Genomic DNA, 23,456 nt, shown 5'->3' with positions numbered 1-23,456 from the left:
GGTAGCAGCATCGCCTGAGGGGGGGTCTCAGTCAACGCAATTAATGTACACTTTTGTAACAATTTGGAAACTCTATTAATAATTAAAAAATGTTTTTGCGTAAGAAAAAAAGCCAATTGTTTCCAATTGGCTTTTACTTACTAGGGTCTATGAAAGTTAACCGTTACGAGCTCTGCGAAGCAGCGCTAACGGCATGAATAGCAGTAGCATCCAGGCCATTGAACCACCTGATGATTTTGCTTTCACTGCGTCTTCGGTTTCGGTTGATGTTTCCGGCTCTTTACCGTCTGACACTACGCTTAGCATAAAGGTTTGCGAGGCCATATCGGTACCGTTAACACTGTCCTTAACCATCACGGTAATGTGCGTTTCACCGTGGAAGTTTGCATCCGGCGTTAAGGTCACGGTTGAACCAGACTCATGGCCACTCACTTGAGCGGCGACGTTGTCACCGGTTACCAGGATTTCATTACTTACACCGTTTTTGTCTGCGTAGATAACATCAAAGCTAACAGACTCATTCTCAGCAACAGAAAGGTCTTTTAGGTCAACCAAGGTAATGTTACCCATCACATCAAGCTCTACACTCAAGCGCTCTGTGTCTGAACCTTCAAGGCCATTATTCAAGTACAAGGTGTGTACCTGGTTAGCCGCTTTTTCAGAAACATAGGCATCAAAGCTTACGCTGAATTTAGAGATTTCAGGACCTGTGTAGTCCATACAAACCACTAAGCCGTCATGCACAACTTCGTCGATATTGTTATAGGCAAAGCCGTCACCCAAGTTGATATCCATGGGCATGTCGCCATCTACTAGGATACGACCATCGGCAGCTTTAAAGCCGATAGAGCCTTGATTATCAACCAGGTTAACATTGTCGTAAGCAAACATTAGTTCGTACTCACCCGGCTCATAGTTGATGCCCATACGCATGAACATTTCAAAGTCGACACTCTGGCCGTCCGAGTAAGCGCGCTCAACGTTATCCCACTCCAGTACCAACCACTCACGGGAGTAAGTAAAGGTTGGCGTGATACCCGCGTTCGGATCACCAGGAACACGTGAACTGGCATCGATGCGCTCAGGAATCGTGTTATCACCCACCCAGAAAGGGGCAATCATGTAAGGAGGCGGAGGCGGCATGCTCGCTGCACGTGGGAATTCAACGTGGAACGGCGTGGTACGGCCTTGGTCGCCAAAGGTCACTAGACCCGCTGGGTTTAGCTTGATTGAGTCAAAGTGATATTTGTTAAAGAATGGGAATGACACATCCATATCGGTTTGCATCAATTCTTTAAAGGAGTACTTGTACTCGTTGTAGTAACGACCTTCAACACCCTCAAGGGTACGCCAACCTAAGTCACGTAAGTTCAGGTAATCCGGGTAAGGTGAATTACCCGCTAACAGCGAACATTTTTGGTCGGTTACATTGGTCGTCATGATGTAGTTGCGAACCACATCTTTCGTCGTTTCTTGTACGCCCACCAATGACAACACATTGTCTGCAACTTCCGGAGCAACAGGTGTCGATGCGGTTGTCACTATGCTGTCGGCAATGATCTGGATACCCTCAGGGAAGTCCGTAGTCAGAGCAAAGTTACGCGCCTGTGCTTCATTGTTCGCAATCACATCAACCGTGAAGTTAACAACATCGCCCGGGCTTGCCTGGTGCTTGTCTGCAGTGAAGGTCACGTCATCGTCAATTTGCGAGATAAGTACCGGCACATAGCCCAAGTTACCCGCGTCTTGCGGGTTTGAACCTAGGTCGAAACCACCAAAGTAGATATCGCCGATTTCCATTTCAGGAAGGTTATAAGCCAGGTTTACATTGTATTGCTCGTAGCCAGAAATTTGCTGCTCGGCACTGACAATTAAACCCACCGTTGTTTTCACCTACAACACCGGTTGCAATGGTTACATCGCGACCTTCATCAACTTCGCCATACTGAATATAAGCGGTGCTCATAAACACGGTGAAGTAGTCGCCCGCATTCGGCTCAACGATATTACAGAAGTTATTGATGCTGTAGTTGGTCGACATACACAGCACTTCGTCCATGCTGGCCATGCCATCACCGTTAGCGTCTTGACCCGTGAACAGAATCACACGCTCTACCGGCTCAGCACCCACTACACTTGCGCTAAACATCTTGCTGCCTTCTGGCACTTGTGTCCATTCAACGTGGTTGATGTTAACCATTTCCCCTTCTTCTTCATGAAGGTCAAACGGGTCGCCTGCAGTTGGATCAGAGAAGAGTTTAACTGTCTTCGCATCACCTTTAACCATGCCGTAACTACGTGCGGTGAAGTCAGTTACTTCCGCAGTGTTAAACGGACCCACTTCAATTTCAGCTGAAGTACGGTGTGCGTCTACTTTGACATAATCAGGTAAGCCGCGATCACCGGTGAATGTCCATACCGGCAGCTCTAGCACTGGCGACGCACTGTTGCTTGATACCAGGGTTACTTGGCCTTGGTTACCACTCAAGTCGATATAGCTTGCTGCACTTGAATTTGGCTTGCTGGTGGCGGTAATAACGATTTGCTGCGTTTCACCCGCCTTGATATCAAATTGGGCAGGCTCGGCTTTTAATTCGAACGCACCAATCCATTCCTCTGTGTGTACAGTCCAGCTTGCGTCTTCTGTTGCGGTGAACTCACGCACGAATGTACAGCTTGTTGGACATGTATTATCAACCGCGTACGCCGTATTCATATCCTCAGGACGGCCACCCATTGCCGGATTCGCATCTGCCATGTCAGCAATATCTTGATGCAGCGTTAGACCGGCTTTGTCGGCCAACTCAACACGCATACGGCCTGCACCCATGTCCTGCAAGCTGGACTTGATGCCATCATCTTTATAGTTGCTTAAGAAGCGGGCATTAGTGAGATCGTTACCGGCTGTTAGCATCAAGGCTGATTGCACCTGGGCAATTGACCACTCTGGGTGAGATTGTTGTAGCAATGCGGCGGCACCGGCTACGTGTGGGCTCGCCATTGAGGTACCCGACATGGTTTGCCAATCAGCAGTGCGTGGGTTGTTGGTAAATGGCTGGTCATCCGAGCTAGGCGCGTAAATATCAACACCTGGTGCGGCAATATCCACCAACATGGTATCAATACCGAAATAAGATGGGCCACGGCCTGAGAAGTAGGCTACGCGCTCTTTGTCTACCGGCACAACCTCACTCTGAGCACCCGTGACTGTACCCATGTGCGCTGAACCTGAGTCCAACCACTCCATTAGCTCAACACTGTCTTCATTAGTGATGTGGATCGCTGGAAGTGGGTGAGGAATAACAGGGATTGTCGCACTGTCTTGGAAGCTAAAGCGGTTGTAAATGATGACACCTTCAGCACCACCCGCAGCAACGTTATTTGCTTTTTCGTACAGCGGACGCGAGCTACGACGACACGTAACAATCACGTCTTGTGTGCTTTCATCGATATCTGCCGTTGCCGGGTCATCCGCTAAATCAAATGTACCAGCAGGGAATGGGATATCACAATCCGCGATGTTGAATGAGTTTGTACCCGGGTTCTCAAAGTTTTCCGCCTTAACAATAAGGCCGGTTACTTCTTCAAATGTTGAAGAGTAACCCTTGATAGCAGCCGGCGCAGCAGTGTCACCGCCAGACATGTTTTCCAACGACTTTGCACCGAAGTCAACAATTGAAGACGGTGAATGAGCAGCAACCGTAGTTACCCAAGGTGATGAGTGGTCAGCTGTGCTTAGCTCTGGCCCAGAGTTACCCGCTGCAACGGCAACGAAGACACCCGCATTAGCGGCATTGAAAAATGCTTGTTCGATTGGGTCAAGCCATGGATCTTCTTCAAGACCACCCAGTGATGCATTCAAGACATCAACATTGTCGATAATCGACTGTTCAATCGCGGCTAGAATAGTGGTAGTTGGACAGCCAGCATAGGGGTCACCGCCCCCACCGGGCCAACATACCTGGTAAGAAATGATATTCGCATGCGGTGCCATACCCGATACTTCTTCAAAGACCAGATCCGTTTCCACACCCGTTGATTGCGCTTCGCCCGAGGCCAGCTTAAATGGCACATCATAAAGAATGTTACCCGCTGCAGTACCCGCTACGTGTGAACCGTGGCTGTTGTAGTCTTCACCATAGGCCGGACGTGACTCTGCAAACACAGGGTCGCTGTAGGTATTAGTGATTTCAGGGTAAGAATAAATACCAACTAGCTTGTTATTACACTTGTCTGAGAATTCAGCGCTCGCACAGTCACCTAAAAACTCGGTGCCGAAAGGGTTAATGTGCTCGTAACCGTCACCACCCACTGCGGCAAACGATGGGTGATCGCTGTTGATACCTGTATCAATCACACCCACCACCATGCCTTCACCCTTGTTGCTACCGCCACCAAAAGCGTTAGCCCAGAGTTGCTTAGCACCCGTTTGTTCTATGGTGTTGAAGGTTGAAAGTTCATACACTTTTGAACGAGTAATGCGCTTTACACCCGGTACCTTAGCAAGGCGCATCGCGTCATCTTGGGTCATGGTCGTGGTGAAGGCGTTAATAGCCACAGAGTAAGCGCGTTCAACATTCAGGTTCAGGCCTTGTAAGGCGCTGGCTTGAGCAATGAAGTTCTGGCGCTGAGTGTTCAAGTACTTGTTGTAACCTGAAAGCTCCTGAGTATTTAGGTTCAGGGGCTTACCTTGTTGTGAGCGCGCAGATGCAACAACGGACTTAGTTTCGGCCAGCCCATTAATTTGACCTTCATAAGCCGATAGGGGCGCATCCTCTAACTCAACGATATAGGTGTGCTCACCATGCACGCCTTCTTCGGCTCGGAAGATCTTTCCCTGTTTTTTTACTGTTTGAGCAACGTCGCCCGACCAATGCATTTCTTCGATCATAGGTTTTGGCGCGTAGTCTGATGATGGTGCAACCCACTGCTCAGCAGAAGCATTCACGGCACTGGCCGCTGAACTGCCGAGATACAAGGCTGAAGCCACCATAAAGGAGACTTTCTTCAAGTTAAACATACTTAACCTTCGGTGTTATTTATTTTTTGTAATGAAGTTGTAATAACTTCCCCTCGCCGATGGTTATGTTTTATTCATATACGCGCAATTTACCGGAAATAAATAAGACACTTTGATGCACTTTGTGACATTTGTTGCCAACAAGTCGCAGCCATAAAAAAAGCCGCTTTAAGCGGCTTTTTCTAAATATAATCAGTAATTAGCTCTTTTTGACCGGGCGTTGCCAGCCATCCAGGTTACGCTGTTTAGCGCGAGCTACAGCCAGCTGGTTGTCACCGACTTTAGCGGTTACCACCGAGCCGGCGCCGACGGTCGCGGTGTTGCCGATCTCAACCGGGGCCACCAGCGAGGAATTGGAGCCGATAAAGGCATTGTCGCCAATTATGGTTTGTGATTTATTGACGCCATCGTAGTTACAGGTAATGGTACCGGCACCGATATTCACCTTCTCGCCGATTTGCGCATCGCCTAAATACGTTAAGTGATTTGCTTTAGAACCTTTGCCAAGACGTGACTTTTTCATCTCCACAAAGTTACCTATGTGCGAGTCTTCTTCCATCACCGCACCGGGACGTAGACGTGCAAACGGGCCCAGGGTACATTTGGCGGCCACGGTAGCCTCTTCGATCAGAGTATTGGCCTTAATCACCACACCATCGCCGATTTTACAGTTTTTCAGCACACAGTTAGGGCCAATCACTACATCATCGCCCAACTCAACCTGGCCTTCGAATACGACGTTCACGTCGATTTGCACATCTTGGCCAGTTGTGACCGTGCCACGCACATCGATACGAGCGGGATCAGCCAGGCTGGCGCCATTGAGCATTAGCTCTTCGGCTTGCCACGCTTGATACGCACGTTCTAACTGGGCGAGCTGTACGCGATTGTTAGCGCCTTCCACTTCCATCGGGTGCTCTGGCTGGCTAGAGCTGATTTCAACGTCCTCAGCGTGCGCCATGGCGACGATATCCGTTAGGTAGTATTCGCCCTGGGCATTGTTATTTGAAAGATTACCTAACCACTTCTTCAGCAGGCCGCCGTTACAGGCCATAATGCCGGTGTTGATTTCGGTGATAGCCAGTTGCTCAGGGGTGGCATCTTTTTGTTCGACGATGCCCACTAGCTTGCCATTTTCACGCAGCATACGGCCATAACCGGTCGGGTTTTCAAGATCCACAGTCAACACGGCCAAACCACGCTCTGGTGTGGCTGCCAAGAGTTTTTCAAGTGTCGATTTTTTCGTTAGCGGTACATCACCGTAGAGGATTAGCACGGTGTCGTTATCGGCGATATGCTCTTTGGCCACCGCCACGGCGTGACCCGTGCCCAGTTGCTCGGCTTGCAATACCCAATTAAGTTCGTTACCGGTGAGTTGCTCTTGCAACATCTCACCACCATGGCCATAAACCAGGTTTGTCTGTTTCGCGCCTAGCGCTTTTGCGTTGTCGATAACGTGTTGCACCATGGGCTTACCAGCGATGGGGTGCAATACCTTGGGAAGCTTTGAGCGCATGCGGGTGCCTTTACCCGCGGCCAAAATAACTGTGGTTAAATTCATTCTAATATCCTTTTTTCGCATCCACTGTCACACGATTCAGTTTGGTGCTTTAAATCAGCACGTCCTGTGTCTGGATAGAGTAAAGCCCTTGCAAGCCTTCACCAACGCCAAAACTGTACCATTGTGTACAAATTGGCAATATTGTAACTGCTTCACTATGAACATTGAACGAACGGACATAAAAAAACCCACGCTGTTAGCGTGGGTTTTTGCAAACCTTTTCGGTCGATAGCAATTAGCTATTACGCAATAGGCGGATTACGCGAAGTTTGGCAAGAGCCTCTTCGAGTTGCACTGCGGCGCGCTGATAATCCAGCTCATCACTTTGTGCTTTATCCATTTGTTCTTGCGCTTCGCGCTTAGCTTGCTCGGCTGCTTGCTCGTCCAGCTCTTCGGCTCGAACGGCTGTATCAGCCAGCACGGTTACGTTATGAGGTTGAACCTCAAGCGTACCGCCAGCAACATAGATGATTTCTTCACCACCTAGCTGCTTAACTAAACGCACCATACCAGGTTTCAGGGCAGTTAGTAGCGGCGCGTGACCTGGGTAAATACCCAATTCACCTTCACTACCTGTCACTTGAAGTGTTTCTACACGACCGGAAAATAACTTTCCTTCTGCGCTAACTACATCAAGATGTACGGTCATAGCTGCCATACTCCCCTCCTAATTACATGCTTTTGGCTTTTTCTTGCGCTTCTTCGATTGAGCCAACCATGTAGAACGCTTGCTCTGGCATGTCGTCGAACTCACCGTTTAGAATGCCTTTAAAGCCTGCAATGGTGTCTTTTAGTGATACGTATTTACCAGGTGCGCCTGTGAATACCTCAGCAACGAAGAACGGCTGAGACAGGAAACGCTGGATTTTACGAGCACGTGATACCACTTGCTTATCTTCATCAGACAGCTCGTCCATACCTAGGATGGCGATGATGTCTTTCAGCTCTTTATAACGCTGTAGTACAGTCTGAACGCCACGAGCTGTGTCGTAGTGCTCTTGACCGATTACTAGCGGATCAAGCTGACGTGAAGTTGAGTCAAGTGGGTCAACAGCTGGGTAGATACCTAGAGCTGCGATATCACGAGAAAGTACAACTGTCGCATCTAAGTGGGCGAAAGTAGTCGCCGGTGATGGGTCAGTCAAGTCATCCGCAGGTACGTATACCGCTTGGATTGACGTGATTGAACCAGTCTTAGTAGACGCGATACGCTCCTGTAGTACACCCATCTCTTCTGCAAGAGTTGGCTGGTAACCTACCGCTGAAGGCATACGACCTAGTAGTGCTGATACCTCAGTACCGGCAAGCGTATAACGATAGATGTTATCTACGAAGAAAAGAACGTCACGACCTTCGTCACGGAACTTCTCAGCCATAGTTAGACCAGTCAAAGCAACACGTAGACGGTTACCCGGTGGCTCGTTCATCTGACCGTATACAAGCGATACTTTATCAAGTACGTTTGAATCGTTCATTTCGTGATAGAAGTCGTTACCCTCACGAGTACGCTCACCAACACCGGCGAATACAGAGTAACCGCTGTGCTCGATCGCGATGTTACGGATAAGTTCCATCATGTTTACGGTTTTACCTACACCAGCACCACCGAATAGACCTACTTTACCACCCTTAGCGAATGGACATACAAGGTCGATTACTTTGATACCAGTCTCAAGTAGTTCTACCGAGCTTGATTGATCTTCGTACGAAGGTGCTTCACGGTGAATTGACATACGCTCTTCTTCGCCGATTGGGCCAGCTTCGTCAATTGCTTCACCTAGTACGTTCATGATACGACCAAGAGTAGCTTTACCTACTGGAACCTTGATCGCTTCACCTGTGTTTTCTACTGCTGTACCACGACGTAGACCGTCGGTAGTACCAAGTGCGATACCACGTACCACACCGCCGCCTAGCTGCTGCTGAACTTCTAGTGTCAGACCTGCTAGGTCGCCGTCTGTAACTTTTAGTGCGTCATATACGGCAGGCACGTTGTCTTGTGGAAACTCGATGTCCACAACGGCGCCGATAATTTGGACGACCTTACCTAAACTCATGTCTATTCCTCTCGTTAATCTTTGCCCGAAGCATTAAACTGCTGCTGATCCGCCAACAATCTCACTGATTTCTTGTGTGATTGCGGCCTGACGAGCCTTGTTATAAACAAGCTGTAACTCATCCATCAGGTCGCCGGCGTTATCCGTTGCGGCTTTCATCGCAACCATACGGGCGGCCTGCTCAGAGGCAGCATTTTCAACCACACCTTGATATACCTGAGATTCTACAAAGCGAACCATTAGTGTTTCCAAAAGTGCTTTTGGATCTGGCTCGTAGATGTAGTCCCAGCGGTGTGCTAGTTCTTCGCTTTCTGTTTTCGGCAAAGGCAACAATTGATCGATTGTTGGTTCTTGCTTCATGGTGTTTACAAACTTGTTGTAAACAACAAACAAGCGGTCTAATTTGCCTTCGTTGTATGCATCAAGCATAACTTTTACAGGACCAATTACGTCCTGAACCGAAGGCGCATCGCCTAGACCTGATTTTTTGGCAAGCACTGAGCCACCAAAACGCTGGAAGAAACCGGCAGCCTTGCTACCTAGTACGGCGAAATCCGCAGATACGCCTTTTTCTTTCCATGCTTTGATTTCTAGGGCTACTTTCTTGAACTCGTTAGAGTTCAAGCCACCACATAAACCACGGTCGGTAGAGATGACGATATAACCAACGCGCTTGACCTCTCGCTCTTCCAAATAGGCATGGCGATATTCGAGGCTAGCATTAGCAACATGACCGATCACTTTGCGTAAGTTTTCAGCGTATGGACGGCTTGAAGCCACACGGTCTTGCGCCTTCTTCATTTTAGAAGCGGCAACCATTTCCATAGCGCTAGTGATCTTCTGAGTATTCTTGATACTCCCGATCTTGCTTTTTATCTCTTTTCCGCTGGCCATGACTCTTTCTCCGAATCTGGGTGAGTTTTAAATTAAAACTCACCGTTCATAACTAATTACCAAGTTTGCGTAGACTTGAACTTCTCTAGAAGTTCTTTCAGCTGCGCTTCGATCTCGGCGTTGTAGTTACCAGTTTCATTGATTTGAGCCATTAGCTCTGCGTAAGTGCTGTTTGCGTATGAGATAAGAGCCGCTTCGAAATCCATGATTTTCGCGATTTCGATGTCTTTTAGATAGCCCTTTTCAGCAGCAAATAGCGACAGAGACATTTCCGCAACAGACATAGGTGCGTACTGTTTCTGCTTCATTAGCTCTGTTACGCGCTCACCGTGCTCAAGCTGGGCACGAGTTGCATCGTCAAGGTCAGAAGCGAACTGAGAGAACGCCGCTAGTTCACGGTACTGAGCTAGCGCTAGACGGATACCACCACCTAGTTTCTTAACGATTTTAGTTTGCGCTGCACCACCTACACGAGATACCGAGATACCAGCGTTAACCGCTGGACGGATACCCGCGTTGAACAAGTCAGTTTCTAGGAAGATCTGACCGTCGGTGATTGAGATAACGTTTGTAGGTACGAACGCAGAAACGTCACCACCTTGAGTTTCAATGATTGGCAATGCCGTCAATGAACCTGTTTTACCTTTCACTTCACCGTTAGTGAACTTCTCAACGTAATCAGCGTTTACACGTGATGCACGCTCTAGAAGACGTGAGTGAAGGTAGAATACGTCACCTGGGTATGCTTCACGGCCTGGTGGACGCTTAAGTAGTAGTGAGATCTGACGGTAAGCAACAGCTTGCTTAGAAAGATCATCATATACGATTAGCGCGTCTTCACCGCGGTCACGGAAGTATTCACCCATAGTACAACCAGCAAATGGCGCTAGGTATTGTAGCGCTGCTGATTCAGAAGCAGATGCAACAACAACAATCGTGTTCTCTAGTGCACCGTGCTCTTCAAGTTTACGTACTACGTTAGCGATAGTAGATGCTTTTTGACCAACCGCTACGTACACACACTTAACGCCTGTGCCTTTTTGGTTGATGATAGCATCGATAGCTAGTGCAGTTTTACCAGTCTGACGGTCACCGATTACAAGCTCACGCTGACCACGACCAACTGGAATCATCGCATCGATAGACTTATAACCAGTTTGTACTGGCTCATCTACAGATTGACGCTCGATTACGCCTGGTGCGATTTTTTCAACTGGCTCGAAACCGTCGTTATCTAGAGCGCCTTTACCATCGATAGGTGCACCTAGTGTGTTAACAACACGACCAAGTAGACCACGACCAACAGGTACTTCAAGGATACGACCGGTAGATTGTACTTTTACGCCTTCTTTAAGGTCTGCGTATGGACCCATTACTACGGCACCTACTGAGTCACGCTCAAGGTTTAGTGCGATAGCATAACGGTTGCCAGGAAGCTCAATCATCTCACCTTGCATACAGTCAGCTAGACCGTGGATGCGGATGATACCGTCAGTAACAGATACGATAGTACCTTCGTTACGAGCTTCACTTACAACTTCGAACTGCTCAATACGTTTTTTGATCAGATCAGAAATTTCAGTGGAATTAAGTTGCATGCTCTTCTTCCCAATTACGATTGTAGTGTAGTGGCCAGACGGCTAAGTTTGCCGCTGATACTGCCATCGATTACGGTGTCGCCGGCTTTAATAACCAGACCACCAACAACCGTGTTATCAACACTACAATTCAGCTTAACTTTGCGTGCGAAACGTTTTTCAAGTGCCGCGACTAGTTTCTCTTGCTGCGCTGCAGCAAGTTCGGTTGCAGAAACGACGTCAACGTCGATTTCTTTGTCATAATCCGCTTTAAATTCAGCGAATAATTGTGCAACCGCCGGTAGGGCGACTAAACGTCCATTTTCGGCCATTACCTTTACCAGGTTCTGGCCATATTCGTTGAGTTGCTCTGCACAAAGCTGAATCATAGTTTCAGCTTGTTTTTCAGCAGAGGCACTGCTCGACAGGAATCGAGTAACTTGCTCGTTCTTCGCAACTTCACCAGCGAAAAACAGCATCTCGTTCCATGCGTCGACCGCACCTTTGTCAACGGCAAATTCAAAAGCCGCTTTAGCGTATGGGCGAGCGATAGTAGTCAGTTCAGACATGCTCATACCCTCCTATTAAAGCTCGGCAACAAGTTTTTCAACTATGTCGCTGTGCGCGGCTTCATTGATTTCGCGCTCTAAGATCTTCTCGGCACCGATAACCGCTAGAGAAGCAACCTGCTTACGCAATTCTTCTTTGGCACGGTTACGCTCGGCTTCGATTTCAGAATGACCTTGAGCAATGATTTTTTCACGCTCTTCGTGACCACGAGATGTCTCTTCGTCAACGATTTGCGTCGCACGCTTTTTAGCTTGCTCGATGATTTCAGCAGCTTCTGCTTTAGCTTCTTTAAGTTGCTCGGTTGCTTTTTTACGAGCAAGCTCAAGATCTTTTTCAGCTTTATCAGAGGCAGCTAAACCATCTTCGATTTTCTTTTGGCGAGCCTCGATTGCACCGTTTAGTGGTGGCCACACGAACTTCATGCAGAACCATACAAAAACGATGAAAGCGATTAATTCACCAATTAGAGTGGCGTTTAAACTCACGTCCGCTCCTCCTTACAAGTCAATTTATGTTCGCGTTAAATGTCTTATCTAAAATTAAGCAGCGAACAATAGGTATAGACCGATACCTACACCGATCATAGCGATCGCATCGATAAGACCAGCTACGATGAACATTTTAACTTGTAGTTGAGGTGCAAGCTCAGGCTGACGAGCAGCTGATTCTAGGAATTTACCACCTAGGTTACCGAAACCGATAGCAGTACCAAGGGCACCAAAACCGATAAGTAGGGCAACAGCGATATATTTAAGGCCTAGTACGATTTCCATTATTGTCTCCAATATTTTTGTAAATGATTAAAGTTAAAGTTAAAAAATCTTTTGTGAGCCGGTTCTTAATGGTTGTCTTCAGACGCCATGCTCAGGTAAACAATTGTCAGCATCATGAAGATGAATGCTTGCAATACAATAACCAGGATGTGGAATACCGCCCATACAAAGTGCAGTGGTAATTGGAACAAGCCAATTGCTGCAATCAGGATGAAGATAAGTTCACCAGCATAAAGGTTACCGAATAGACGTAAGCCCAATGAAACCGGCTTAGCAATCAGAGTTACGAACTCTAGAATGAAGTTAACCGGAATAAATAGAGCTTGAACAACCATGTTTTTAGAACTGAATGGGTGAAGCGTTAGCTCCTTGATAAAGCCCATTAAGCCCTTAACACGAATCGAGTAGAAGATGATGAGTGCGAACACACCGATACCTAGCGCTAGGGTTAGGTTAAGATCGGTTGTTGGTACCACCTTCATGTAAACATCGTGAGAACTTTCTACGGCACCTGAAAGTACGCCGATTTGACCTGCAAGTGCAGGAAGGAAATCAACCGGGATCAAGTCCATTAAGTTCATCAGGAATACCCAGACGAAAATCGTCAGAGCAAGAGGAGCGATTAGTCGACTTCTACCGTGAAAGGTGTCTTTCACGTTTTGATCGACGAATTCTACGACCATCTCGATAAAGCACTGAAATTTTCCTGGAACGCCAAGCGTTGCTTTATTCGCAGCGCGCTTAAAGATCCATAAGAAAATCAGTCCAAGACCGATAGACCATGCGAGGGTATCTACATTCAGCTTCCAAAACCAACCATCGCCAATACTGACTTGACCGTTAGTTAAATGGTGCTGGATGTAACCCGTTAAGGTAAGTTCTTCACCTGCAGCCATGTTTTATCCCAAAAGTTAATGATTAAAAAAAATCGGCGCTAACCACTGTGTAAACGTCACCAATATAAAGCTGGAGAAAAATGGCAACGCCATTACCGGATAAAGCTTAAATATTAGTGCGAACAAGAAAATCGTTAGCAAAAATTTTAATCCGTTGCCTCTTTTAAATGAGGCATACACTTGTTTTGCCTTGCTTGCGCCCACATATCGAAACGCATAGATAGCAAACAAAAAGTTAGGAAGTACCGCCACCAGTCCACCAGCCAATGCTGAAACCGCGGCATCTACTTCCCAACCTACTAAAACTATTACTGCAGCTATAATTGCTACGACACCCTGAAGAAGAACGCCTTTTAATGCGGCTTGGCGATACGGGCCAGACAACCTTTGCGTCACTTTCTATTAACCTTAATTACGTTAAGTTTCATTGGGGTGCTAAAACTGGCGAAATTATACTGATTTCTGGCCAATTTGCAACTTGAGCGGGATGAAATTGTGTCAATTTCACCCCCGTGATTACGGGGGCGAGAAGGGGATAATTAAACCTGATTTCGCTGCGGGTCGATACGCTCTAAAATACCTTCAAGCTCGTCTAAATTAGTGTAAGAAATCACTAACTTACCCTTGCCTTTCTGGTTGTAGTTTATTTCGACCTTGGCACCGAGATTATCTTGGAGCTTTTGCTCTAACTGTTTGACATCTGGGTCTTTTTCTTTTTTAACTGGTTTTTCTGAGGGTTCCAACAGGGAACGCACCAGCTTTTCCGTCTCACGTACGGTTAATGCCTTGGCTACGGCGCTGCGAGCGGCCTCGGATTGCGCTTCACCACTGAGCGCCAACAGACAACGAGCATGACCCATCTCGATATCGCCATGCTCTAACATAATTTTTACATCGTCATTGAGGTTGTTCAGACGCAGCAAATTAGTCACCGTGGTACGGGATTTACCTACCGCATCGGCCACCTGTTGGTGCGTCAGGGCAAACTCTTGGATCAAACGCTCTAGGGCGATGGCTTCTTCCATGGCGTTGAGGTCTTCACGCTGAATATTCTCAATCAGGGCGATGGCCACCGCGGCTTCATCCGGTACATCCTTGATTAAACAAGGGACCATGTCGAGCTTAGCCAATTGCGCGGCGCGCCAGCGACGCTCACCGGCAATGATTTCGTACTGCTGTTCGCCTAATTGACGCACCACAATGGGCTGAATAATGCCTTGGGCACGAATAGAGCTGGCCAATTCTTCAAGCGCGTCTTCGGCCATATCCTTGCGCGGCTGATACTTGCCGGGGCGTAAAAACTCGATCGCCAGCTTTTGCAGCTCGCCTTTAACGGCTTGCTCGCTTGGCCCGTCATTGGCGCTTTGCTCTGACGCGGGTGCGGCGGGTTTTGACGACGTGAGTAGGGCATCCAGGCCCCTTCCTAATCCACGTTTTTTAGCAGACATTGATTCGCTTACCTCTAGATTTAGGCGACTGCAGGTGTTTGTTTTTCTTTGCGGCGCAGCATTTCACCGGCCAAGGCCAGATATGCCTTGGCTCCCGCAGAGGCTCTGTCGTAATACATGGCCGGGGCACCAAAGCTGGGTGCTTCTGCAAGGCGAACGTTGCGCGGAATAACAGTCCGATAGACCTTATCGCCAAAGTGCTGTTTCAGCTGTTCGGAAACATCGTTGGCAAGGCGGTTGCGCGGATCGTACATGGTTCGCAAAATGCCTTCAATCTGTAATTTGGGGTTAACCAGTTGTGCTAATTGCTCTATGGTGCCCATCAATGCGGTGATCCCTTCCAGCGCATAATATTCACACTGCATGGGAACCAACACCGAGTCGGCGGCGGCCATGGCATTAACGGTAAGCATATTCAACGACGGCGGACAGTCGATAAAAATATACTCGTAGTCGGCAAGGATCTTTTCCAAGGCGTTGCGCAAACGTACTTCGCGGGCAAACAATTCCATCAGTTTCACTTCCGCCGCGGTAACATCACCGTTGGCGGCGATCAAGTGATACTCACCCGAAGTCTGAGTGATCACCACCTCTTCGAAGGGTTTATCTTCGATCAGTAGATCATAGACGGTAGCAACATCGTCGTACTTATCAACGCCGCTGCCCATGGTGGCATTGCCCTGAGGATCGAGATCGATCAATAACACCTTACGTTTGGTCGCAGCCATTGAGGCCGCCAAATTTACGGCTGTGGTGGTTTTACCCACACCGCCTTTTTGGTTTGCAATAGCAATGACTTTAGCCACGTTGATCCTCGCCAATTAATTTTTTCTTAGAATTATAAGATGGCGCTCGCCCTCTAATTCAGGAACCCTAAGCTCAATATTTTGCTCGAAACTGAAGCCATCGGGAAGGTGTGCTAATTCCCGCTCAGGGTACTGGCCTTTAAGCGCAATAAAGCGGCCGTCCTGATCAATTAAATGCGCGCACCAATGCAGCATATCATCAATAGAGGCAAAGGCGCGAGATAGCACTCCATCTAATTTAACACTTGGCTGATATTCTTCAACTCGACTCTGCACCGGGGTTACATTTTTTAGGCCAAGCTCATGTTTCACCTGCTTTAAGAAGGTGACGCGCTTGCCAAGACTATCGAGTAATACGAACTCGGTATCGGGCAGGGCAATGGCCAAAACCATACCGGGTAAACCAGGTCCGGTCCCCACATCGATGTAGTGTTGACCTTTAAGGTGCTCGGCCACAACCAGGCTATCCATGATGTGCTTAACCAGCATGTCTTTAGGATCGCGAACCGAGGTAAGGTTGTAGGCTTTGTTCCACTTGTCCAGCAAAGCAACGTAGGCAAGTAATTGCTGAATCTGTTGCTCACTAAGAGAAATGCTGGCCTTAGCCAGCAATTGTTTAAATTTGTTTTCTAACACGCTTGCTCTTGGTTACGCCGATTTGCGCAACATACCTTGCTTCTTGAGATACACCAATAATAACGAAATCGCCGCTGGAGTAATACCAGAAATACGCGATGCCTGGCCGATAGTGTCGGGACGTGCATCGGTCAGTTTGGCGACCACTTCGTTCGACAAGCCGGAAACCTGGCTGTAATCGAATTCTTTTGGCAACAAGGTTTGCTCATGGCGCAGTTGCTTGGCAATTTCATCCTGCTGACGGGCAATATAACCGGCGTACTTGGTTTGAATCGCGACCTGCTCGAGGGCTTGCTCGTTGTCTGAGCCAGAAGCCAAACCGTCAATTGCCATCAGATCCTTGTAACTGATCTCCGGACGACGCAATAGGTCTTCCAGGCTAGCTTCGCGGGTCATTGGCGACTTAAGCAGTTCGTTGACCGAATTCAAGGCCGGATGATCTTTGTGGATCCAGGTCGAGCGAATACGCTGGGTTTCCTGCTCCATCACTTCCAGCTTGTCATTGAACGCAGCCCAGCGCTCATCACATACCAGGCCTAGCTCTCGTCCTTTGGCCGTTAAGCGTAGATCGGCATTGTCTTCACGCAGCAACAGGCGGTATTCGGCACGGGAGGTAAACATGCGGTACGGTTCTTTGGTGCCTAGGGTTGCTAGGTCGTCGATCAATACGCCGGTGTAGGCTTCGTCACGACGTGGCGTCCATGAATCCTTGCCTTGCACTTGCAATGCCGCGTTCATACCGGCGATCAAGCCTTGGGCACCGGCTTCTTCATAACCCGTGGTGCCATTGATTTGACCAGCAAAGAACAGGCCATTGATAAATTTGGTTTCCAGCGATGGTTTTAGATCGCGGGGATCGAAGAAGTCATACTCGATGGCGTAACCAGGACGACAAATATGAGCATTTTCAAAACCGGCAATGCTACGCACTATGTCCATTTGCACATCGAACGGCAGGCTAGTGCTGATACCGTTAGGGTACAGCTCATAAGAGGTTAGGCCCTCAGGCTCAACGAAGATCTGGTGTTTGTCTTTATCGGCAAAACGAACGATCTTATCTTCGATTGACGGACAATAACGCGGACCTATGCCTTCAATCACACCGGAATACATGGGTGAGCGATGCAGGTTGTCGTTAATGATCTGATGCGTTTTCTCGTTGGTGTAGGTGATATAACAGGGGATCTGTTTCGGGTGATCACTGGCCTTGCCCATAAATGAGAAAACCGGAGTTGGGGTATCACCAGGCTGAGTTTGCATCTTACTAAAGTCCACGGTTCGCGCATCAATACGCGGTGGTGTACCTGTTTTCAGGCGATCAACGCGAAACGGTAATTCGCGTAGTCGACGTGCCAGTGCGATCGAAGGAGGATCACCTGCGCGGCCTCCTTGGAAGTTTTCTAAACCAATATGAATTTGGCCACCAAGGAAGGTACCTACGGTTAATACCACGCTTTGAGCACTGAACTTTAGGCCCATCTGGGTAACAACGCCGGTAACCTTATCACCTTCAACGATAAGATCATCACAGGATTGCTGGAAGATCTTCAGGTTTTCCTGGCGTTGCAAAATGGCTTGGATCTCGGCTTTGTAGAGAGCGCGATCCGCCTGAGCACGGGTTGCTCGTACCGCTGGGCCCTTAGAAGAATTTAGGGTTCTGAACTGGATCCCGCCTTTGTCGATGGCTTTGGCCATAGCGCCGCCCAAGGCATCGATCTCTTTAACTAAATGACCTTTACCTATGCCACCGATCGCTGGATTACAAGACATTTGGCCAAGGGTGTCCATGTTATGTGTCAACAGCAGGGTATTCATGCCCATACGTGCCGCAGCTAATGCCGCTTCGGTGCCAGCATGACCGCCGCCTACAACAATGACATCAAAGTGTTCATGGAAAATCATTTAACGTTTCCTACAACCGGTGAAAGAGAAAAGGGTGCGTATTCTACCTAGAAAATGAGGGAAGGGAAACGGTTAAATAGTGTTCAAGATCTCAAAGTGGATCATATATAAAATAAAGGATCTTTAAAGAGATCTTTTATTGATCTTACTATTAGTCTCGTCCAGATCTGTTGATAACCGATAAAAACTTTATAAATTCAATAGATTGAGCGATCTTAATTGTTGTAGATATGATCGGATCTAAGGGCTAATAAGCTCTGATCAAATAGCTGTTTTATACACAGGCCAATTCGCGATAGATCTTATCAAGTGCATAATCATCGCTTGGATCGCATGATACTAAGCTTTTATCCACATTCAGATCTAACTTTTCGATATTTTGTGAATAAGTATTGGGTAAGATCCTTATGCACTTTTCCATGCTTGCAGCAAATTAGGCAGCCATTGCTCAGCAGTATCTTCCGGTAGCTCTTCGCCAAGCACATCTATTTCTAGTTGCGGCAATAGCAGGGTGGCGCCCTTGGTTTGTAGCAAGGAAACGATATTTTTAGCGGCAAAGTTAAAGGTGTCGTAGCTGGAGTCGCCAACTCCTATAACCGCAAAACGAACTCGATCAAGTGGCTCACTTGTTGCTAATTGCTCGATAAATGCCAGTAAATTATCGGGATAATCCCCTGCGCCATGGGTTGAAGTACAGATCAACCAGGGATGATCCCTATCTATATGTTGTAGCTCGGGTTGCTCGTGCAACTGACTTTGTACACCTTGATCCGCCAAAAGTTGGCTTAAATGTTCGGCCACATACTCGGTGCCGCCCATCTGGCTGCCTATGATAATTTCCAGCTGTTTCATGTCGTCAAACTAGTCGTTCAATTGGCCTGTATGATACCTGATCCCGTACATCACTCAATGGATCTCTTTATCAGTGCATAAATAATTACTTTGTAAAATGTGGAATCTTCTTTTAGTAATATGAAATATATAGTTTTTTTATGATTTTAAGTTGTTGATAAAAAGTCGATAAGCTTAGGTTAAATAGCCATTCCCGGTCATCAAAAAGGGATTAAAAGGGGCTATTGGCTTATTGCTTAGGGGTGTGAATTATTTGCCTGTGGATAATGATCCAAAAGCGAGAATTAGATCTTAATTCTTAGATCTATAGCATTGGATCCATATAATAAAAGGTTCTAAAAAGAGAAAGATCATCAGTTTTAGAGCCACTAAGCATGGATGATCTTGTATTGTTTTTAAGCAGGTTGCAGCTAGGTGGTGACTTGTTGTGCAAATAAAACCCCAAAATTTTGTACGTTCTGCACTTTTATTCGTAATTATTCACTACTGGCCAAGGAAATGATCGCTCATATCCGTGCCTTTAAGATCACAATTAAGCGGTTCTCTTTCCTCAAAGTCCCTATGATTGAACCCAGATCAGGATGCTGACCGAGTTGTCTACCCAGTGGGTATCCTTTATCTATGTAATGGAAATTAAAGGATTTTTTGTGACCTGGGCTTGCTATTTATGCTAGTTTTAGCGCCGTGACAATATAGGTACGTTCTGTCACAAAATTTCGATCGCTGACCCAATGTCAATGAATGACATTTTCTTCAATAGCGAATCTAAAATCATTTTTAAAAATATTTCCTTATGAATCAATTTGATAAAAACCAAATCATTTCCCTGAATATTTACGATCCGCAGCAAATCAAAGCTGCACTTATTCACTACCAAGCGCTTCTTAACAATGGGAGCGCCTTTAATGAGCAACAGTTTGATGTGGAATTTAAACATCAGACTCCAGATGAATTACGTCGTCTGCAGGTAAATGATGCCGGAGAAAACCAGGCATTGTTAAAAGCGGCCCTGAACCTGGGGCAAGAAGGTGGCGCGCATAACTATAAAGATGAGATCACAGATAACAGAGAGCTTTATATCTCTGAGGTGATCCTGTTTGCTGCCGCACTGCAGTATCCCGAGATAAAAGACGCGGTTGTTGATAGCGCCAAAGCCATAGTGGCGTACAGTCGGCGCATGAACGATACCAGTGATATGTGGCTGGACGATATGCGCGTTTTTGGTATTGAAGCCTTATATATGCTGGCAAAAACCGATCTTCAATATGCCTATTTGATTGGCCAGTATCTTATTCCTTATTGGGATCATGAGCATGCCAGCCAATATGAAGGTTATCTGAGTACCCTTTTAGACAAACATGGCTGGCATCCCGAACTTATAAAAGCCTTTATCTGGTGCGATAGCTCCGAATTTCGTTTAGGTATGTTTGGCGCGGACTTCTATAGTGGTGGTTTGAGCCACCAGCCTTTGGGAGCTTATCTTGAAGAGAACCCAGAGCAGTATGCCGTTTTTAAGCGTTTGGTGATCGAGCGCTTTCAAGCCGAACCCGTGCTCTTGCAACACATAGATGAAACCAGTGATGAAGAGGAAGATCTTAGCGCTTATAGCCCGGTTGTTTGGCTGTATCAGTCGCTATTTCAGCGTCCTGACCTTGATGATCAAGAAGATGCGCTGGATGCCTTTATGCAACAGGCGTTTATGGGCAGCACCCTGGAAGATGAAGCCTACGACTTGCAGCGCCAGGTACAAAGCCAGGTAACCGGTGCGCTGGTTAAAGCCGCGGACGCCGCACTGGAAAAGCGCGCTCAATATCAGGCTTATCTTGCCCGTGATGCCCGTAGCCATGAACTTAACTATGGCACAGAAATACTTAAACCCTTGGTTTTGGCCATGCCCCAGGGCGAGCGTTTATGGCGCTATATAGAAAGTGGCGAGCAGCGTGACGCTTTAGCAGCCCTTGAAGAACTAGCTCTTATACCACTTGCCAAGGCTCATGCTCCTGAAATGGCCGCGCATCTGGACGATATGCTGCACCGTTTCGAGTGCAACAACCAAGGCATTGCCGAAGAAATAGATGATGTGTTGCGCCTGGTGCGTGGCGATCTATTGACCGATCACTTTGGCGAAGAATGCACATTTGAGCTGGCCGGTAATCTAACGACCACCTTGACTGTGACCCCTGATAGCCGGGTTTCCCTACTTGAGGCGCGTCAGCAACAATATCTTAGAGTTATCGATGTATTTTACCGCGCCCTGGGGAAAAGGGAGTTTAGCGAATACATGATGTCCTTACTAAGTGAGGGAGAAGGTGCGCTGCTCACTCGCCAGGAATATTATCGCCGTTACAGCCAGTTGCCTGTCCCAGAGTCAGAGGTACTAGAGCAAAGTGAAACTGACCCAGCGTTAGCCCAGGAGGTGCAATATATCTTCTGCAAATTCAGCGACAGGGACGAGATCCTATATAAAAAGCACTTCAATTTGGTTGACACTGTGCTGCGCGGTTCACGTGATTTGTGTTACCCAAGGCATTGGCCAAAAGCCGACATGGGCTTTTTAGCCCTGGCCAGCTACCAGCTTTACCGGGATTTTAATGAGCGCATTGGCGATGAGATCAGCGAGTCTCTGTTGGCCTATTTAACTGAGCACCAGGTATGGGATAAAGCGGTAGCGAAAATTCTTAAACATACCAATAAGGAAGGGGACTTTCATAGCTCGGATGATAAGGGCTTAAGCGAGGCTGATGTTGCTCGTGTTCGCGCCTATTTTACCGCCGACAACCCAGAGGATGATCAGGCCAGCATTATGGCTTTGCTGGAGCCGCAATTACATCGCGATGATTGCTGTCGCGGTCAGCTCTATTTCAATAAATACAGCGAACAGCAGAAAGGATACCTGTTATTTCGTGACCATGATGATGATTTTCAGCGCTTTACCTTGATAGCCTATTGGCTGCGTCAGCTACCTTTATCCCATAGCGTTCAAGCGGATCGTTTGTGGCAATTTATTATTGCCCTGGCGCCTGTGCGTGTTGCCCGTAATATATTGCGGGCATACTCGGACGACTCCTGGAGTATCGAATTTAACAACGTCTTAGAGGGGATTGAGATACAGGAGCAGTTAGAAAAAGCGGGGATCGATGCCGGTGTACTCATGGCCTATGAGATGAGTCGGGAGTTCTATAACAACGAACGTTATCTGCATTGGCTTGAGCTTTACAGCGAGATTAGCAGCACGGCCACGGGCATGTTTGCCGGTATTGACCGTAAAAAGGCTGAAGCCATGCACCAAGGCCTGCAATATATTAACGAGCGTACCAAGGTCGATTTTTTACACCATGCCTCGCTTAAATACCCGGAGATCCCACTGGATATAAAGCATGATCTGAAACGGGCGCTGCGTATTTTAGTGCAACTGAATATTACCTCCTGGGAGCAAGCACTTGCCCACGAATATGGCCAAGCCTGCCTTTATATCGGTGAGGGTGACAAAGCTCCGGCGAAATTGCGCAACCCCATTGTTGCCGATGAACAAACGCTTCACGACCGGCCTTGTCATGTGGATGGCATGAGCTGGTTGGAAATCACGGTTTTACAACAGCGTGGTGATAAGAACCATATTCTGATGGCCGATCAGGAGATGCCACTGGAGCTTTACCAAGGCAGGTGGGCAAGTGGCTCACTGCTTATTTTTGACCAGGAAGTGGATAGCCAGGCGCTGCTTGCGCGTATTGCCACACTGCAAGATACAAATGCCCGTATTGAGCTCTTGGTGGAGCAGACCTTGGCATATCTGGAGGGGGAGGTGGAATATGACAATATTGCCAGCCTTTATGGTGGGCAGATGGCAGGCGAATACTTCCGCCCCAATGCCGATGAGTCGAGCATGTATGATATCGGCCAATTTATCTGGATGCTGGAACCAGTTCAACGGGACAGGCTTGCCAAGCTGTTGTTTAATCATGATTACCGTGGCTTTAAGGTGATCGAGCGCGATTATGAAAAATGCTGGCTGCACCATCTGTTGTTGCAAGGAGAAATAGACTTCGATAGCTACCTTGAGCTTACTCGCGCCAGTAATTTAGATAATGAAAGCACAGAGAAAGGCATGCGTTTTATGCTTCAGTGGCTGGTATCGCTGAAGGTTAATGCCGCTCATATCACGCTGTTTTGTATTAAGCGCGCGCATTTTGAGGTTTGTTGTGAGTTTATCCACGGCCATGCCCGTGGTGAATACGGTAACTTTAAGCACACCCTGGCCTACTTGCATGCGGGTAGGCGGGCACAACTGCCGGAGATTCTATCTCAGGCAGATGATAGTGCAGAGCTTATTCTGCCGCTGAGCAAAGACAGGTCACGGGTGGTGAAAGAGGCGCTCGCCAAGCACTTCTCTTAATTTTTATTCAGGTAATGAAACGACAAACGCCCTTGCAGTAAACAAGGGCGTTTTTATGTGGGCTATTCGGT

At 47.6% G+C, this 23,456-nt stretch carries 18 protein-coding genes; 1 reads left to right on the top strand and 17 read right to left on the bottom strand.

Annotation, left to right across the window (positions count from 1 at the left end; all coding sequences use genetic code 11):
- Window positions 1–156: 156 nt before the first annotated feature.
- From C2M36_RS16760 to mioC, 17 genes are all read right to left on the bottom strand, one after another.
- Window positions 157–1,893, bottom strand: coding sequence for an Ig-like domain-containing protein (locus C2M36_RS16760; protein WP_158678832.1), 1,737 nt, complete (start codon window positions 1,891–1,893; stop codon window positions 157–159).
- A complete protein-coding gene (locus C2M36_RS17085; protein ID WP_158678831.1) occupies window positions 1,811–5,020 on the bottom strand; it encodes a S8 family serine peptidase in 3,210 nt (1,069 codons plus the stop codon). Before C2M36_RS17085 ends, C2M36_RS16760 begins: the two co-directional genes overlap by 83 nt.
- A gap of 199 nt (window positions 5,021–5,219) precedes the next feature.
- A complete protein-coding gene (glmU, locus tag C2M36_RS01345) occupies window positions 5,220–6,581 on the bottom strand; it encodes a bifunctional UDP-N-acetylglucosamine diphosphorylase/glucosamine-1-phosphate N-acetyltransferase GlmU (protein WP_105253388.1) in 1,362 nt (453 codons plus the stop codon).
- A gap of 235 nt (window positions 6,582–6,816) precedes the next feature.
- Window positions 6,817–7,239, bottom strand: a complete 423-nt coding sequence (locus C2M36_RS01340) for a F0F1 ATP synthase subunit epsilon (protein ID WP_105188733.1) — start codon at window positions 7,237–7,239, stop codon at window positions 6,817–6,819.
- 13 nt (window positions 7,240–7,252) lie between these two features.
- The gene (atpD, locus tag C2M36_RS01335; protein WP_105253387.1) at window positions 7,253–8,638 is read right to left on the bottom strand and encodes a F0F1 ATP synthase subunit beta; all 1,386 of its coding nucleotides are present in this window, start codon (window positions 8,636–8,638) and stop codon (window positions 7,253–7,255) included.
- A gap of 33 nt (window positions 8,639–8,671) precedes the next feature.
- On the bottom strand, window positions 8,672–9,532 hold the full coding sequence (atpG, locus tag C2M36_RS01330; protein ID WP_105253386.1) for a F0F1 ATP synthase subunit gamma: 861 nt from the start codon (window positions 9,530–9,532) through the stop codon (window positions 8,672–8,674).
- A 56-nt stretch (window positions 9,533–9,588) separates the two neighbouring features.
- Window positions 9,589–11,130, bottom strand: a complete 1,542-nt coding sequence (gene atpA, locus C2M36_RS01325) for a F0F1 ATP synthase subunit alpha (protein WP_105188736.1) — start codon at window positions 11,128–11,130, stop codon at window positions 9,589–9,591.
- Window positions 11,131–11,144: 14 nt separating this feature from the next.
- Complete coding sequence (gene atpH / locus C2M36_RS01320; protein ID WP_105188737.1) at window positions 11,145–11,678, bottom strand: F0F1 ATP synthase subunit delta; 534 nt, start codon at window positions 11,676–11,678, stop codon at window positions 11,145–11,147.
- 15 nt (window positions 11,679–11,693) lie between these two features.
- On the bottom strand, window positions 11,694–12,164 hold the full coding sequence (gene atpF, locus C2M36_RS01315; protein ID WP_105253385.1) for a F0F1 ATP synthase subunit B: 471 nt from the start codon (window positions 12,162–12,164) through the stop codon (window positions 11,694–11,696).
- A 54-nt stretch (window positions 12,165–12,218) separates the two neighbouring features.
- The gene (gene atpE / locus C2M36_RS01310; RefSeq protein WP_105201180.1) at window positions 12,219–12,452 is read right to left on the bottom strand and encodes a F0F1 ATP synthase subunit C; all 234 of its coding nucleotides are present in this window, start codon (window positions 12,450–12,452) and stop codon (window positions 12,219–12,221) included.
- A gap of 65 nt (window positions 12,453–12,517) precedes the next feature.
- Window positions 12,518–13,348, bottom strand: a complete 831-nt coding sequence (gene atpB, locus C2M36_RS01305; protein ID WP_105253384.1) for a F0F1 ATP synthase subunit A — start codon at window positions 13,346–13,348, stop codon at window positions 12,518–12,520.
- A gap of 15 nt (window positions 13,349–13,363) precedes the next feature.
- Window positions 13,364–13,744: an ATP synthase subunit I gene (locus C2M36_RS01300; RefSeq protein WP_105253383.1), complete on the bottom strand. Its 381-nt coding sequence runs from the start codon at window positions 13,742–13,744 to the stop codon at window positions 13,364–13,366.
- Window positions 13,745–13,887: 143 nt separating this feature from the next.
- Window positions 13,888–14,796 carry a ParB/RepB/Spo0J family partition protein gene (locus C2M36_RS01295; protein WP_105253382.1) on the bottom strand — a complete coding sequence of 303 codons (909 nt, stop codon included), beginning with the start codon at window positions 14,794–14,796 and terminating at the stop codon, window positions 13,888–13,890.
- Window positions 14,797–14,816: 20 nt separating this feature from the next.
- Window positions 14,817–15,602 (bottom strand): ParA family protein, encoded by a 786-nt coding sequence (locus C2M36_RS01290; protein ID WP_105253381.1) that lies wholly within the window; start codon window positions 15,600–15,602, stop codon window positions 14,817–14,819.
- Between the two features lie 15 nt (window positions 15,603–15,617).
- Window positions 15,618–16,238 (bottom strand): 16S rRNA (guanine(527)-N(7))-methyltransferase RsmG, encoded by a 621-nt coding sequence (rsmG, locus tag C2M36_RS01285; protein WP_105253380.1) that lies wholly within the window; start codon window positions 16,236–16,238, stop codon window positions 15,618–15,620.
- Between the two features lie 12 nt (window positions 16,239–16,250).
- Entirely contained in the window at window positions 16,251–18,140 is a 1,890-nt protein-coding gene (mnmG, locus tag C2M36_RS01280) for a tRNA uridine-5-carboxymethylaminomethyl(34) synthesis enzyme MnmG (RefSeq protein ID WP_105253379.1), read from the bottom strand.
- A gap of 405 nt (window positions 18,141–18,545) precedes the next feature.
- Window positions 18,546–18,992 (bottom strand): FMN-binding protein MioC, encoded by a 447-nt coding sequence (gene mioC / locus C2M36_RS01275; protein WP_105253378.1) that lies wholly within the window; start codon window positions 18,990–18,992, stop codon window positions 18,546–18,548.
- A 793-nt stretch (window positions 18,993–19,785) separates the two neighbouring features.
- Between mioC and C2M36_RS01270 the strand changes: the two genes are divergently transcribed.
- Window positions 19,786–23,385 (top strand): hypothetical protein, encoded by a 3,600-nt coding sequence (locus tag C2M36_RS01270; RefSeq protein ID WP_105253377.1) that lies wholly within the window; start codon window positions 19,786–19,788, stop codon window positions 23,383–23,385.
- Window positions 23,386–23,456 lie beyond the last annotated feature (71 nt).

The organism is Pseudoalteromonas sp. T1lg75 (genome assembly GCF_002964705.1).
Classification (GTDB): domain Bacteria; phylum Pseudomonadota; class Gammaproteobacteria; order Enterobacterales; family Alteromonadaceae; genus Pseudoalteromonas.
The sequence above is the reverse complement of the archived record's forward strand: the minus strand, read 5'-3'. Positions and strand labels throughout refer to the sequence as shown.